This is a genomic window from Peristeroidobacter agariperforans, assembly GCF_004138335.1.
Taxonomy (GTDB): Bacteria; Pseudomonadota; Gammaproteobacteria; order Steroidobacterales; family Steroidobacteraceae; genus Steroidobacter; species Steroidobacter agariperforans.
Window position 1 is genome coordinate 113,683 of record NZ_RYFW01000003.1, and the last position, 13,237, is coordinate 126,919.

Annotated in this window: 16 protein-coding genes; 8 read left to right on the top strand and 8 right to left on the bottom strand. The window is 61.0% G+C overall.

Translation table 11 applies throughout. The annotated features are described in order from the left end of the window. Positions 1–82 precede the first annotated feature (82 nt). A complete protein-coding gene (locus EK373_RS22670) occupies positions 83–1,108 on the top strand; it encodes a GTP cyclohydrolase II (RefSeq protein ID WP_129646228.1) in 1,026 nt (341 codons plus the stop codon). On the opposite strand, the gene EK373_RS22675 is transcribed toward EK373_RS22670, so the two are convergent. Continuing rightward, positions 1,105–1,911: a creatininase family protein gene (locus EK373_RS22675; RefSeq protein WP_129646230.1), complete on the bottom strand. Its 807-nt coding sequence runs from the start codon at positions 1,909–1,911 to the stop codon at positions 1,105–1,107. The genes EK373_RS22670 and EK373_RS22675 overlap by 4 nt on opposite strands. A 166-nt stretch (positions 1,912–2,077) precedes the next feature. Here EK373_RS22675 and EK373_RS22680 point away from each other — a divergent pair, with 166 nt between their 5' ends. After that, on the top strand, positions 2,078–2,437 hold the full coding sequence (locus EK373_RS22680; protein ID WP_129646232.1) for an antibiotic biosynthesis monooxygenase family protein: 360 nt from the start codon (positions 2,078–2,080) through the stop codon (positions 2,435–2,437). A gap of 42 nt (positions 2,438–2,479) precedes the next feature. Beyond that, positions 2,480–2,971 (top strand): GyrI-like domain-containing protein, encoded by a 492-nt coding sequence (locus EK373_RS22685; protein WP_129646234.1) that lies wholly within the window; start codon positions 2,480–2,482, stop codon positions 2,969–2,971. Between the two features lie 71 nt (positions 2,972–3,042). On the opposite strand, the gene EK373_RS22690 is transcribed toward EK373_RS22685, so the two are convergent. Continuing rightward, positions 3,043–3,804, bottom strand: coding sequence for an NAD(P)H-dependent oxidoreductase (locus tag EK373_RS22690; protein ID WP_129646236.1), 762 nt, complete (start codon positions 3,802–3,804; stop codon positions 3,043–3,045). Positions 3,805–3,878: 74 nt separating this feature from the next. Between EK373_RS22690 and EK373_RS22695 the strand changes: the two genes are divergently transcribed. Next, positions 3,879–4,268 (top strand): winged helix-turn-helix transcriptional regulator, encoded by a 390-nt coding sequence (locus tag EK373_RS22695; RefSeq protein WP_129646238.1) that lies wholly within the window; start codon positions 3,879–3,881, stop codon positions 4,266–4,268. Positions 4,269–4,274: 6 nt separating this feature from the next. On the opposite strand, the gene EK373_RS22700 is transcribed toward EK373_RS22695, so the two are convergent. After that, on the bottom strand, positions 4,275–5,039 hold the full coding sequence (locus tag EK373_RS22700) for an SDR family oxidoreductase (RefSeq protein ID WP_129646240.1): 765 nt from the start codon (positions 5,037–5,039) through the stop codon (positions 4,275–4,277). Between the two features lie 402 nt (positions 5,040–5,441). Here EK373_RS22700 and EK373_RS22705 point away from each other — a divergent pair, with 402 nt between their 5' ends. Further along, positions 5,442–6,281 carry a formylglycine-generating enzyme family protein gene (locus EK373_RS22705; protein ID WP_269813726.1) on the top strand — a complete coding sequence of 280 codons (840 nt, stop codon included), beginning with the start codon at positions 5,442–5,444 and terminating at the stop codon, positions 6,279–6,281. Positions 6,282–6,359: 78 nt separating this feature from the next. Here the strand turns inward: EK373_RS22705 and EK373_RS22710 are convergent, their stop codons facing one another. Continuing rightward, positions 6,360–7,052 (bottom strand): serine hydrolase, encoded by a 693-nt coding sequence (locus EK373_RS22710; RefSeq protein WP_129646244.1) that lies wholly within the window; start codon positions 7,050–7,052, stop codon positions 6,360–6,362. On the opposite strand from EK373_RS22710, the gene EK373_RS22715 reads away from it, so the two are divergent. Together EK373_RS22715 and EK373_RS22720 are read left to right on the top strand one after the other, a co-directional pair. Next, a complete protein-coding gene (locus tag EK373_RS22715; protein WP_129646245.1) occupies positions 7,051–7,311 on the top strand; it encodes a hypothetical protein in 261 nt (86 codons plus the stop codon). The two genes, EK373_RS22710 and EK373_RS22715, sit on opposite strands and share 2 nt — an antisense overlap. 246 nt (positions 7,312–7,557) lie before the next feature. Next, positions 7,558–8,358: a class I SAM-dependent methyltransferase gene (locus EK373_RS22720; protein ID WP_129646247.1), complete on the top strand. Its 801-nt coding sequence runs from the start codon at positions 7,558–7,560 to the stop codon at positions 8,356–8,358. A gap of 166 nt (positions 8,359–8,524) precedes the next feature. Here the strand turns inward: EK373_RS22720 and EK373_RS22725 are convergent, their stop codons facing one another. After that, complete coding sequence (locus EK373_RS22725; RefSeq protein WP_157994497.1) at positions 8,525–9,508, bottom strand: sodium-dependent bicarbonate transport family permease; 984 nt, start codon at positions 9,506–9,508, stop codon at positions 8,525–8,527. A 202-nt stretch (positions 9,509–9,710) separates the two neighbouring features. Here EK373_RS22725 and EK373_RS22730 point away from each other — a divergent pair, with 202 nt between their 5' ends. After that, on the top strand, positions 9,711–9,929 hold the full coding sequence (locus EK373_RS22730; RefSeq protein ID WP_129646251.1) for a hypothetical protein: 219 nt from the start codon (positions 9,711–9,713) through the stop codon (positions 9,927–9,929). A 92-nt stretch (positions 9,930–10,021) separates the two neighbouring features. On the opposite strand, the gene EK373_RS22735 is transcribed toward EK373_RS22730, so the two are convergent. The 3 genes from EK373_RS22735 to EK373_RS22745 are packed head-to-tail and all read right to left on the bottom strand — an operon-like array spanning position 10,022 to position 13,033. Beyond that, positions 10,022–10,768 carry a ribonuclease H1 domain-containing protein gene (locus EK373_RS22735; protein WP_129646253.1) on the bottom strand — a complete coding sequence of 249 codons (747 nt, stop codon included), beginning with the start codon at positions 10,766–10,768 and terminating at the stop codon, positions 10,022–10,024. Positions 10,769–10,805: 37 nt separating this feature from the next. Further along, a complete protein-coding gene (locus tag EK373_RS22740) occupies positions 10,806–12,041 on the bottom strand; it encodes an FAD-dependent oxidoreductase (RefSeq protein ID WP_129646255.1) in 1,236 nt (411 codons plus the stop codon). Then, on the bottom strand, positions 12,038–13,033 hold the full coding sequence (locus EK373_RS22745) for an acyl-CoA desaturase (protein ID WP_198683558.1): 996 nt from the start codon (positions 13,031–13,033) through the stop codon (positions 12,038–12,040). Before EK373_RS22745 ends, EK373_RS22740 begins: the two co-directional genes overlap by 4 nt. Positions 13,034–13,237 lie beyond the last annotated feature (204 nt).

Below are 13,237 nucleotides of genomic sequence, written 5' to 3' on the forward strand. Positions count from 1 at the left end.
CGAGCGCGCCATCTACGAATTACGTTGCGGCCGGGCTCTGTACTGCTGCGAGACGAAGCCTTCCGGGGCAGTTCGGCGCGGCATGCTCATCGCAGCCGTCGAGACAGCCACGCCAACTCTGCTTGTGCACCTGGAACGATTGGCAGGGCAAGACGGGCTGTCGCTGGCGATTACGCGCCAACGAGGTAACGCACTGGGGCTTGCCTCGTCTTCTTCATCGAGTGCTGAGCAAGGTGCGCTGCTGTTGCGAGGATCGCAGCTGAGCTCCGTAGCGTTTGTGAAGCAACTCGCTGGCGTTCTGCCGAGCGATTCAGGCCCGATCGCATTGGATCGCCGCTTGGCGGTGGAGGCGGCCGATGCCATCGCCACCGCGAGCATGAAACTCGCCAAACAAGCCCGTCTGTTGCCGGCGGTATTGTTGGTCCCGTCGGCGCCGCTCGATCACGCGTTGACCATCACAACAGCTCAGCTGGAGCGATGGGAGCCGTCGACGAACGTCGAGCTGGAGCGCATCAGCGAAGCGCGCGTTCCTCTGGCGGGTCACGAAGATTGCCGGCTGGTGTTGTTTCGGGACAGCCGCGATGGGTCCGAGCACGTGGCCGTGCTCATCGGCGCGCCGAAGTCCGCCCCGGTCTCGGTGCGATTGCATTCGGCCTGTCTAACTGGAGACCTGCTCGCCAGTCTTCGCTGTGATTGCGGCGATCAATTGCGCAGCGGGGTCAAGCAGCTGGCGGCGGCCGGCGGCGGCGTGCTGCTGTACCTCGCGCAAGAGGGGCGCGGCATTGGCTTGGCAAACAAGCTGCGCGCCTACGAGTTGCAGGATACCGGCTTGGATACCATCGAGGCCGATGGTCGCTTGGGTTTCGGTGCGGACGAGCGTAGTTACGGCGTGGCGGCGAGCATGTTGAGACATCTAGGCATGACCCGCATCCAACTGCTGACCAACAACGTCGAGAAAATCGAAGCGCTGCGAAGTGCGGGCATCGAAGTCGTCGGCGGTCAACGTTTGATCGGCGCCGTGAATCGGCACAACGCCCGCTACGTGCATGCCAAGCGCGAGCGCGCCGGCCACCTCATGCCCGCGATCAATCTCGACGAGATTCTTTAGTCACCGCGATCGGGCTGCGGTCGCAACGTGGCTAGAGGAGTGGACTGACACTCGGCGATCAGCGCGGCTAACTGCTCGGCCAGATGGGACAACAGAATCGCGCCACGCTTCGCATCGCCTCGCGCTGCATTTCCGCAGACGCCATGTTCGTGGAGATCTTCGCTCATCCAGCCGAACCCGATCGGTTTTTCGGGGCCGAGCAGTTGGTTCCGCGCTGCCATGCCGTGAGTGAGGGCTCTGAAATCGGCCAATAGCTCCTGGCGAACCAGATCCGGCCTGAGATGCAGCAGCAACGATGTTTCCATCTCGCCGCCATGGATGCCGTGCCGTAATTCTTCGTCGCTGAACAGCCCGGGCGGGCTGCCAAACGAAAAGTAATTGGCCCGCAAGACCAGCATTTGCAGTTCCTGCCGCAAACGAAGCGCCGCGAGTTGTACGAGCGGAATGTTGCCGCCGTGCGTGTTGAGAATGATGAGCTTACGCAAACCGGCTCGCGCCACACTGCGGCCGATCTCCAGCCAGGCGGCAAGCAACGGTTCAGCTGCGATGCTCAGCGTGCCTGCGAAGGAGGTGTGCTCGAGGCTATGACCGATGCTCATCGGTGGTAGCACCAGCAGATCTTCTTGCACCCTCTGCATCGCCTCCCGCACCAGCCCCTGGGCAATGATTGCGTCGGTGGCGAGCGGCAGATGCGGGCCGTGCTGCTCCACCGCGCTCACCGGCAGCAGCGCAACCGTCTGTTCGGGGTCCAGCCCGCACAGGTCGCGGGTGGTGCAATTCTCCCAATAGGTGGTGCTGATCATCAGCGTACTGTAACAACACATAGACCAAGCCACATCCCCGGCAGGCCGCATCCACCACCAGCGTATTTCGCGACGCAGCTCGCCCGATCGTGCGCTGTCCGTATCCGACCGTCCGCTGTCCTGCTGACAGCTTGCGGCGATGTACGGCGACACGGAGCCTATCCGCATGTCGACTACATCCTCGTTCGCGAAGCTCCCGCCACCACCTTACTACACCGTCATCTTCTCCTCGCGACGGACCGAGGGCGACAATGGCTACGCCGAGACTGCGGATCGAATGGTCGAACTCGCGGCCGTTCAGCCCGGATTTCTCGGCGTTGAGAGCTCGCGCGGCGCCGATGGATTCGGCATCACCGTTTCCTACTGGCAAAGTATCGAGAGCATCCTGGACTGGCGCGCTCAGATGGAGCATCGTGTCGCTCAACGCAATGGAAAAGCGCTCTGGTACGAACACTTCGAGGTTCGGATTGCTAAAGTGGAGCGCGCGTACGCAAAACGCGTGGACGCCTCCTTGTCGGCGCCATGAACCGAGGACAGCGTTCGCCAGGCCGTATTCGAGGAACAGCGAATGCTCACTTTGCCGAAAGTCGTCGAACGCCCGGCATCGCCATACATCGCCGCGCGGGCGCATGTAACACTGCCGTTCGACCAAGAGATTCCGCTGATTCTGCAGCGTCTGTTCGCTCATCTGCGTGAGCGCGGGCTGAAGGAAGCCGGTCCGGTATTTTTCAAGCATAACCGCATTGCCATGCCGGACATCGACATGGAGTTTGGGGTTCCAGTGGACCGCGTAGTGAGCACGCAAGGCGAGTTCGTGAGCGGAGTTCTCCCGGCCGGGCGCTATGCGGAGATCACATATTTCGGACCCTACGATGATCTCACGACCGTGAATGGCGTTCTCATCGGGTGGGCGCGTCAAGCCGGGCTGACGTTCGACGCCCGAGTAGAAGCGGGCGGGGAATGGTTTGCGAATCGGGCGGAGATCTATCACAACAGCCCGGAGGAGGAACCCGATCCGCAGAAGTGGCAGACCACCGTGTCGATCAAGCTGAAGGATTGAGTCCACTCCGCGCGCTCTCGTCATGGACATTTCTGGAGTCGATCGCCGGCCTGTGCTTGCCAGCATCTGCTTCAGCGTACGTGTCGGATGAACGGGCTGTGCACCGGCGCGCCCGGGCGAAGTTTTCCTTGCTCATCCCAGTCTTCTCGGGCGTTGAACGAAACGATCCGCCGCGATTGCAAGCTTTGAAAGCTCGATGCATGTTCCACTAATCGCGCCGTCAACAGCAGCCGCTGACGCTCTTCATCGTCGGCGACGCGGCCGCGACGAACGTCAGTGATGATCATGGGCTCGAGCACCGTATAGCCGACATAGTGCAGGGAGTAGTGTATTGGCCAAAGGATGAGCTGCGTATCGCCTTCGCGACCATCGGGCGAGCAGGCTGCCTGCGATGAGCCTGCAGTCACCGAGAGCAGGGCGCGCTTGCCGGCGCAGGCGCCGTCATGGAAGCGTCGCTGGCTCGAGTAGAACTTGCCATAGACGAACACGCGATCCATCCAGCCCTTCAGTATTGCGGGCATGCCGAACCACCACAGCGGGAACTGCAGCACCAGCAGATCTGCCCAAAGCAACTGATCGATCTGTTCTTGTACGTCTGGTGCGAGAGCATCCTCCCGTGAACTGAAACGTTGCTCGGTCTGCGCATCGAAGCGGGACCAGTCGGCGCGCCGCTGAAAATGTCTGGCGTGCTCATCGGGTGCGAACGATTGCGCGTAGAGATCCGACAGGCGCACTTGATGCCCTTGCGCCTCGAGAGCTCGCTGACTAGTGTGCGCAAGGTGCGCGTTGTATGAGTGCGCTTCGGGATGCGCAAGCACGATCAAGGTATTCATGGCGGGTTCCGATAGTGGGAGGCACGTCCGCCGACGTCAATTACGCACCTGAAGGTGCCTATCCGGTGAAGACGATGCAGCGTAAAGTCGGTGATGTTTATGACTCGACCTGTTCAGCACGCGATGCGCTCGAGCTGATCGCCTCGAAATGGGCGATGCTGATTCTGCCAGCACTCGCGCAAGGGCCGATGCGCACCGCGCAGCTGCGCCGGAAAATCGGCGGGATCTCACAGAAGGTGCTGACGCAGACGTTGCGGGCGTTGGAGCGCAACGGCTTGATCGTTCGTACCGAGATGCCGGCACGCCGCCGCCACGTCGAGTATCGGCTGAGCCGACTTGGGCTATCGCTAAGCGGTGCGTTGGCGGTCCTCGATCGCTGGGCCGAAAGACACTTTCCAGAGCTTGACCTCGCTCGCGAACGATACGATGCGCAGCAGAGGAGCGGGCCCAAGTATCCGATGTGAATGGATTCAAGTCCGGTTGACGGAGACCCCGCCATCGACGAGGAGTGCTGTCCCCGTCGTAAAGGACGAGGCATCGGACGCGAGGTAGAGCACAGAGCGCGCGATTTCCTCTGGGGTCGCGATGCGTTTGAGCGCATGCAGGCCTGCAACGAAGCTGCGTCCGGCCGCAGTGCCGATCATGGGTTGAGCCATCGGCGTGTCCGTGCCTCCTGGCAGGATCGCGTTCACCCGAAGGCCTTTGCCGCCAAATTCGGCGGCAAGCGCCTGCGTAAGGCCAATCAGTCCTGACTTGCTCGCCGCGTAAGCGGCCATGCCCGGCATACCGGCGGTGTAGCCAACGAAGGTCGATGTAAAGATCAGTGAGCCGCCGCCGCGTTCAAGCATTGCCGGAATCTGATACTTGGCTCCAAGAAACGCACTGGAGAGATTCGTCTCTACAATGGCGGTCCAGTCCGAGACTGAAACGTCGGGTGTTGCTTGCATTTCACCGAGAGCGCCGGCGTTGTTGAACGCCACATCAAGGCCGCCGAATCTCTCTACAGCTGCTTCCACCAGCGCGAGAGCGAAGGTCTCGTCCCTGACATCGCCGGCGATTGCGACCGCGTGACCGCCGCATGCGGCGATCTCTGCGGCCAGTGCGTCCAGCGGCGCTCGACGCCGCGCGGCTACGATTACCTTGGCGCCCTCGCGCGCGAAAAGTTTCGCCGTTGCGTGGCCGATTCCGGAGCTGGCACCCGTGATGATTGCAACTTTGTCGGCAAGCGCGGTCATGTCAACTCCACTTTGATGCAAGGCGTTGCTGGGCAGACTGCGGGTTCGCTCGCTCGACGTCACTCTGATTCTTGCTACTGTTCTCTATTCACCTCCGAAGCAATTCCAATCCCTGTCGCAGCCACTGCACAGCGCGTCGCGTGTTCCTACTGCGGATCGTCTCGTAAATCTGACGCTTCGACGCGAAATCGACGTGAGGTCGGATATCAGCCGCTAGACTCATGCCCCATGAATAAGTGCTCTGCACATGCACGGAAGCGCGGCAATGGAACGTCGGCGCGGCGCGCCACAGGAACTCCTATGATTCGTTTGGTCTGCATCTTTTTGCTCGTCGCCGCTGTGCCTGCTTGCACTTCGAGCAGCGTCCGGACAGGCTCACGCGACTGCGCGCACTGTCCAGAAATGGTCGTGGTGCCGGCAGGTACCGCAATTCTGGGCGCTGCCCCCGCCGATCCCTTTCGCAACCCCGACGAGACGCCTGCCCGAAGATATGAGATTCGCGCGCCGTTTGCGGTGAGCCGATATGAAGTTACGCGCGATCAGTACGAAGTCTTCGTGCGCGCGACAGGTCGCGCGATTGAGGGAGACTGCCTCACCGACCGTTCCAGCCGGGGCAACTGGGCATACGATGCGGGCACGACCTTCCGTGACCCGGGCTTCCCGCAACGGGGTGATCATCCCGTGGCTTGTGTGAGCTGGAACGATGCGCAGGCGTACGTGGCGTGGCTGAACGGGCAGACTGACGGCGGTTATCGACTGCTGACGGAAGTCGAATGGGAATACGTGGCGCGTGCCTCGGCGTTGCAGAACTTCGTCTATCCGTGGGGCGACGATCCTGCCGGAGGCTGCCTCGTCGCTAATGGCTTCGACCAAACCACAATGGCTGCATACGCGGGCATGGACAAGTCGGGGTACAAAGTATTCGACCCGTTGAGCTGTACCGACGGGTGGCTCAATACCGCACCCGTCGGCTCACTGGCAGCGAACAAGTTTGGGGTCTACGACATCATAGGAAACGTCGCCGAATGGATTGAAGATTGCTATAGCGCCTCGCATGAGGCGCTGCCGGACTCGGGCTTGCCTGCGACGCTGCAAGGCACGTGCTCACGCCGGATCGCCAAGGGCGGATCGTGGGGCACGCTCGCGCACAACCTGCGTACCGCGGAGCGCGTGCCTTATCCCGCCACACATCGCGACGACTCCATCGGCATTCGCGTTGCAAAGACGTTGCGCCGACCTTAGTGATCAAACAGGCGAGCGGCACGAAGGTGGCGCACCCACGGCCGCTTTGCCGGCATGTGTCCAGCTGTGTACGCAGGCTCACGTCGGAATCACGCACGAAGAATGTGGTGTCGGATTGCGGCAGGATTTCGATTTCGTCGTGGTATTCATTCGCGTGGGAGAAGAGGCGGCCGTCGTGCGCGCGCATCGTCCATACCCCCCGTCAAGCTCGTAATCACCCTCGTAACGTTGCAGCGTTTCCGCAGCGATGGGCGCCGGTTCGCGCACGAGCGGAGAGACATAGGGCATGCCGAGTGCAATCGTGCTGAGTCCACGAGCCAGCCGCATCGCGTCGCTAGCGACATTGTTCGTGAGCACGATCGTCGTCAGTTGTTCGTCCGGCATGAGGCTAAAACTGCTGCTGAAGCCGGGGACACGTCCGCCATGTTCGATGATGCGCCCCTGCGGCGCGTGGGCAATTTCAAATGGAACCAACCAACCATAGCCGTAACCGGCTTTGACAGGCTGCCACATCCGCTCCAGAGTGTGCCGCGGCAGCAGAGTGGAGCGCCTCAAGGCTTCGCTCCACCTTTGCAGGTCTTCAACCGTGGAATACATCGCGCCGGCCGAGAACGACCATAGCGGATCCAAAGGGCGGGTGCTGTTCCGAAAGTCTTTATGGGCATCCGACTCATAACCGCTTGCCCGGGCGGGCATCAGTAATGGCGTCATGAGGTCGGCCGTAACGTTCGATCCGGGCGGCACATCGTCCAGTCGGCTGCGCGGCGCCATGGCTTTGCATGCCTACCTATCAAGCGGCGAGGAAAGTCAGCAGCAGCAGGCTGTCGAGCATCTGCGCAACGCGCCAGCGTATTGGGACGAAGTCGTGGCTATCACAAGACCCTTGTATCGCGACATGAAGCTCACGCATTACAACCACAACTTCTACGTGCCGAACGACGACAATCTGTTCCATTGGGCACTGATCCGCGATGAGGTGGCGCGCGACGTGGAAATTGCTGCCGGGAGTAAGGCGAAGGAGGCGCACTGATCGTGGACGCAGGTCGATCTGTTGATCAGCTTCAGTGGCCCGCCATGACCGTCGCCGTGCTGGCAGCATGGCTCGCGGCTTCACGAACACCTCAAGCCTCCGGTCAAGTGCCGGCAGCATCGGAGAGTTCCTTGCGCGGGGCGTGCCGTGACATGAAAGTTCACGCAAAAGGGTACACGCTGTTCTGCGGTCGCGGGTTTAGCGTACGTAGGGAGGCGCTGAGACCGTTTGCGTTATGATTGCTGCATGGCTGACTGTGCATTCGATTCGCCGTTCTCGGAGGCTGCGCACTTCTACGATTTTCGCGCGCCTTATGCTTCGCAGGCGCTTACGTATGTGCGGGATGCAATCGGGATCGGCCAGTCATCGCGCGCCCTGGACTTAGGATGCGGGCCTGGCACGATCGCCATTCCGCTTTCGCAAATGGTCGGACAGGTGCTTGCGATCGATCCGAGTGAAGACATGCTCAATCAAGGTCGGATTCGCAGTGCAAGGGCGAACTGTCGCAATATCGCGTGGCTCTGCGCGCGCGCCGAGGAGGTCACTGAGGCGCTTGGGATATTCGATGTCGTGACGATGGGGCAGTCGTTTCACTGGATGGATCGGGACACCGTTCTGCGCCGCCTGGCGGCAATAATTGCTTCTGATGGTGGCTTGGCACTGATCAGTCCCGGTCAGCGGCGACCGCAAGAGAGCTGGGAGGCGCTGGCGGGTGAGGTGATCGTGCGCTACCTCGGTCCTCGTGCGCGACATCCCCAGATGAATCCGGAGCCGGAAAACGAGCCTTCGCTGCTCCGCTCAGGCACATTTTCGCGATTCACGGTAAGAGAGTTTTCGATGCAGTTCGAGCGCGATGTGCCTTCCATCATTGGGAACATTTACTCGATGTCGACATCGCCGAGATCCGCGTTCGGCGATCGCGCCGCGCTGTTTGAACGAGACCTGACCGAATCCCTGTTGCGTTTAAATCCGTCGGGAGTCTTCAAGGAACAGTTGGAAACCCAAGTGGTGATAGCGCGAAAGCAGGACATGGAATTCATCGGATAGATGAGGATTTACGCACTGTCCCGATCCTCGCCCGTCCTTGGGGCGGCCCAGAACGACGGCTTTCGAGGTTCGCATCTTGCCGTTGATCAGATCGCAGTCCTGGATCGTGAGCGCCATCTGCTCGGACTGGCGCAAGGCCGAGAAGAATCGGGACAGGCATCACGCCTTATCCGCCACTCGGCTCGAATAGTCGTCCCCAAAGCAATGCCAACTGCGCAAGCAGCGGCAAGCCCACCAGCAGCAATACCGGAAACGTGACACCGAGAGCACACGTCAGATAGATCGACGGATTGGCGGTTGGAAACGACACACGGACGACAGAGGGCGCGTTGATGAAGGACGCCGAAGCCGCAACGGCGCCCATCACGAAGGCGCTGCCAGAAGAAAGTCCGGCCAGTGTCGCGAGCAACGTGCCGAGGAATCCGCCTACCGCTGGCATCAGAAGCGCAAAGCTCACCGCACGCGCAGCCGTGGCTCGCAGGTTACGTAGCTCGCCGGCGGTGACCATGCCCATTTCGACCATGAACAACATGAGCGTACCGGTGAGGATCAGATCGACGATATTTTCGATTCGACCGAAATGGCGATCACCGACCAACCAGCCAATGAGCAGTCCGAAGAGCAGCAGCGGGAATCCGCCGCGGACGATGTCGCCGATGCGTGAGCCTTTCGAGCTCACAGCTCCCGTCTCGCGGCTCAGCGCGAGCGTTCCGATCGAAAGCGCGACCAAGATGCCGAGCTCCATGAGAGCCGCCATCCCCATCACCAAGCCGTCAACCTCGAGGTTCATGTCACCTGATTCAGCGTAGGCAGCCATCAGCACCGCCGACGATACCGAGCCGTAGAGCGTTGCGAGGGCGGCAGAGTCGGGCACGGAAAAGCAGGTAAGGTAACGAGCGATGACATACGACAGCGCTGGAAGAAGCAGGATGAGCGAAAACGTGACTGCCAGGCCGGCGCCGAGGCCGCTGAGGTCTGATGCGGCGAGACCGCGTCCGCCGTCAATGCCGATGGCAACAAGCAGAAGGTTGGTGAACAGCTGCAACGCTCGTTTCGGCACCTTGATCGCGAAGCCGATGAGTGCCGCAAATATCCCCGCCACGAAGGAGAGCGTGATCGGCGAAAGCAAGCTTGCAAGCAGGATATTCACTGTTGCTCGGTGCAGGATAGATCTTTTCTCATTGGCGCCGCAACGCAGTGAGAAGGGACATGATTGCAGCCTCGGTCATTGGGCCTCTAGCCTTTGTGCACCTTGACGAATTGATTGCTCTCTGCCGACCAACTTGAATGCTGGCGTGTTGCTGGAGGCGCCTGGGGCTTGCTAGTTGCGATTCGCATCGCGTGAGGTAACCGTGCGCAAGGAGCGATTGTACGTCGACTTCAACGAAATGCCCGAGTCCAACCTTGTGTTGCTCAGTGCCGAGGATGTAAAGCGGGATGTCACTGGAGCGCGCTGGTTGGACTTCGCGAGGCGATCGCGATACATCGAGTTCCGATTACAGCTGCGCCTGACGTCGATGTTTCGCATCCGGTGGCAAGTCGCCGAGGTCGGTGTTCGCGGCACCCACTAGCTCTGACGTGAGTAACGCCAAATGGCGCGAAACGCGCGTGATTGGGGACTGTGCGCTTGGTGCACGTGAAGTCGCTGTCAATCGCAGCCGTCTCAACCCGCGCGCATGCGCAGAATTGTTGGGATATCGATCTTGCCCCCGTACTCGCACAGCTCCTTGTTGCCGCTCTCGACAGCGAACATCGCCATGCGATCCGCCAGCTCGTTGCCTTCAGTGCCCACGTGCGCGCTGACGTGAGTCAGGTGCACCTTGGATTCGATGCGGCTGTAGACCGCGTGAGCGGCTTGAATGATTTCGAGATTCTTGATCTCACCGCCGGCCTTGCGCCAGCCTTTCTTTTCCCAACCCGGGGCCCACTTCGAGATGCAATTGATCGCGTAGGTCGAATCGCAAAGGATCTGGACGGTTAAGCCGCTGGAGATGGCGGTTTCCGCCATCTCCAGCGCCCGATGCAGCGCATTGAGCTCGGCTATGTTATTCGTGCCAGCAGGGTTGTAGAGGCCGTGCCAGAGCTGCGCTAGCTCGCCATTGCGATAGACCGCGAGTCCGGAACCCGCCCGGCCAGGGTTGGGATCGCAGGCGCCGTCGCAGTAGATTTGTAGATCGAACGGAGATGGTCCGGCTTGCACTGAAGCCTGCTCGCTTGGCTTGTTTGCAGCCCGGCGCACGAAGGTGGACCTGGGCGCACCGCCCGCGAAAGCTCGCTCCGCTTCTGCACGGGTCGCGAATGACTTGTAGCGCGCGCCCGCGAATCTATCGACCTGTCGATGCGTGGTGGCCCAGTCTGTGAACACGCCGGTCTGCCGTCCTGCCCAGACCACATAGAATTTCTGTGCCAACGCGCGACCTTCGTTCGATTGGATGAGTGGGCCAAGTCTAAAGCACGCGCTGCGTGGCGAGTACTACATCAACAGTTCGCTGCCAGTGCCGCACGTCGAGCCCTGCGTAACCGCATACTGCGTCGACGATCTGGCGTCTGACGAATGGCAGCTTGCTGCCAAAGCCGCTCGCGATCCGGTTGGCAGTAGCACCGAAGGCCCCATCCGATTCTGCAAGTGCGATGATGCGGCTGGCTCTTTCGTAGGTTCGTAGTTGGGATTCGCGTGCCGCTCGATAGGTGGCGAGCGCCTGGGGCACCTGCGACGGCGTCGCGCGATGCAGTACCGCTGCCAGAGTGATTGCATCTGCCAACGCCATGTTTGCGCCCATACCCAATTGCGGATCGAATGCATGCGCTGCGTCGCCGATGCAGACCAGATGCTTTGTGTGCCAAGTCTGCATTCGAACGTGCGAGAACGACCAATGCTGGAGGGCGTCGAATCCCGTCAATTCGTCGAGCGAGCTGCGTAGCTCGGGATACTTCAAGGCCAGCACCATTCGCCAAGCCTCGAAGTCGCCTCGCTCCAGTGCCTGAACCTGCGACTGCGACTGATTGATGAACAGCGTTGCGCGGTGTTTTCCTCGTTCATCGACACCGATCGGGAGCACGCCGATGTATTCATCGTGGCCCCGATGAATCTGCAGGAGTTGGCTTGAGTCGCATCCTGACGGTAAGAGCGCGTCGACGCTAAACGCCCCCCGCTCGCGGCGTGCAACTTCAACGGTCGGTGTTACACGAAGTCGCAATCGAGAATGGACGCCATCACTAATGACGACAAGGTCATAGGGCCCGGATGTTCCGCCGTCGTCCAGAGTGAGCCACGTTGCGACATCGCTCGTTGCGATGTCTTGAACGTGCACGCCAGATCGGACATCGGCGCACGCGTTGTTGAGTGCACCCCAAAGAGCGCGATAGAGCGCGGGGCGGCCAATGCCCACGGCGTGGTCGTGCAAGCCTGATGGATAGACCAGGCGGAACGCGGCGGCGCTGGCCGTATCCACGCGGCGGATGCGATCGATCCGGGCCCCTTGCGATTCGATCGTGGCGACTAGCCCCAGCGCTCGCAACGCATCCAGTCCGACCGGCTGCAGCAGCATACCGGCGCCCTGCGGTACCGATGGTTGGCGGCGTTCGAACACAGTAACGCGGTGACCTTGCCGGCCAAGTAGGATTGCGACACTCATGCCAGCGATACCGGCGCCAATGACGGCGATGTGTAGGGTGGCGGTCATCGCGGCTCGCTCATCCGGACCGGCGGCATGCGGCGCCCAAGCCTGTTACCGATCTGCACTGGTGAATCCAGCGGCATCAGTTCAGGTCGTGCCGGCAGATCTTCGGGCAGTCGCACATCCCACACGAGTCCGACTCTTCGCAGGGAGACCAGTACCCACCAGCCCGGGTCCCACTCGCCGTCGAACAAGCCGAGCTTCGCAGAGCCGGGGTACGCGTGATGATTGTTGTGCCAGCACTCGCCCATGGTGAGCAGAGAAGTCCAGCGGATGTTCCGTCCCTGGACTGCCGCGCCGCTCACCCGATAGTGCATCTCACCGTGATTGTGGGCGAAGTATCCGATCAACCAATGTCCGAGCACTCCGGCGGTCACGCGCGCACACACGCCCCAGAAAACGAAGCTCCATCCGCCCCAGACAAAGAACCCCAGCACCCATGGCAACTGCTGCAGCATCCAGGTGCGTTCGAGGAAGCAGTAGAACTTATCCTTCGCCACAGCGGCTTCGATGTGAATTTCGGGCGGCGCCTCAAGGTGCAGATCACAATGCAATTGCCACCAGGCGTCGCGACAGAACCCGCTGCCGTGACGGAGGTAGTCGTGACACCTCGGCAACCGCTGCGCGTAGTCACGCAACTCGTGCTGTCGTAACAAAGAGATCGGCCCCGACAACCCGACCAGCGTCCCGCAATAGACGAACAGGTAGGCGAGCCAGCGCGGACACTGGTAGCTGTTGTGGATCAGCTTGCGATGACTGCCGAGCGAGTGCCCGAAGAGCAGAACGATGGCCGTGCTGATCACGAACAGTGCGACTGCCGAAGGCGTAGCCGTCGCAACACCGCCCATCACAGCGCCAAGCAACATCATCGTGAACCATATGGATCGCGCGGGTGAATAGTCGACGGCGCCCTGACACACGGCCGCCATCCCTCGGGCCTGGACGCGGTGGCCCTCCACGCTGCCCGTGGCGGGGGTGTGAGGGTTGTCATTGATCATTGCATCGCTCCTACACCGTATGACGGTGTGTCTTGGGCCACATGCTCGAGGCTGAGCGGAGATGCGATGGATTGGCTTCCTGATTGATCCGCGAGGAACAAAGAGCCCTCGCTCACCCGCGCATCAATGACTTACGGACTTCCGGAAAGATCTTTTTGGAACCGGCGCCGGCTAGAACTTAGAAACTGCGCAGGGGGAGGATCG

Bases quoted from the DNA above. Each gene is read 5' to 3' on its own strand.
- EK373_RS22670 (WP_129646228.1), top strand. From the start codon at position 83: ATGCTCATCGCAGCCGTCGAGACAGCCACGCCAACTCTGCTTGTGCAC.
- EK373_RS22675 (WP_129646230.1), bottom strand. From the start codon at position 1,911: ATGATCAGCACCACCTATTGGGAGAATTGCACCACCCGCGACCTGTGC.
- EK373_RS22680 (WP_129646232.1), top strand. From the start codon at position 2,078: ATGTCGACTACATCCTCGTTCGCGAAGCTCCCGCCACCACCTTACTAC.
- EK373_RS22685 (WP_129646234.1), top strand. From the start codon at position 2,480: ATGCTCACTTTGCCGAAAGTCGTCGAACGCCCGGCATCGCCATACATC.
- EK373_RS22690 (WP_129646236.1), bottom strand. From the start codon at position 3,804: ATGAATACCTTGATCGTGCTTGCGCATCCCGAAGCGCACTCATACAAC.
- EK373_RS22695 (WP_129646238.1), top strand. From the start codon at position 3,879: ATGCAGCGTAAAGTCGGTGATGTTTATGACTCGACCTGTTCAGCACGC.
- EK373_RS22700 (WP_129646240.1), bottom strand. From the start codon at position 5,039: ATGACCGCGCTTGCCGACAAAGTTGCAATCATCACGGGTGCCAGCTCC.
- EK373_RS22705 (WP_269813726.1), top strand. From the start codon at position 5,442: ATGGTCGTGGTGCCGGCAGGTACCGCAATTCTGGGCGCTGCCCCCGCC.
- EK373_RS22715 (WP_129646245.1), top strand. From the start codon at position 7,051: ATGGCTTTGCATGCCTACCTATCAAGCGGCGAGGAAAGTCAGCAGCAG.
- EK373_RS22710 (WP_129646244.1), bottom strand. From the start codon at position 7,052: ATGGCGCCGCGCAGCCGACTGGACGATGTGCCGCCCGGATCGAACGTT.
- EK373_RS22720 (WP_129646247.1), top strand. From the start codon at position 7,558: ATGGCTGACTGTGCATTCGATTCGCCGTTCTCGGAGGCTGCGCACTTC.
- EK373_RS22740 (WP_129646255.1), bottom strand. From the start codon at position 12,041: ATGACCGCCACCCTACACATCGCCGTCATTGGCGCCGGTATCGCTGGC.
- EK373_RS22745 (WP_198683558.1), bottom strand. From the start codon at position 13,033: ATGATCAATGACAACCCTCACACCCCCGCCACGGGCAGCGTGGAGGGC.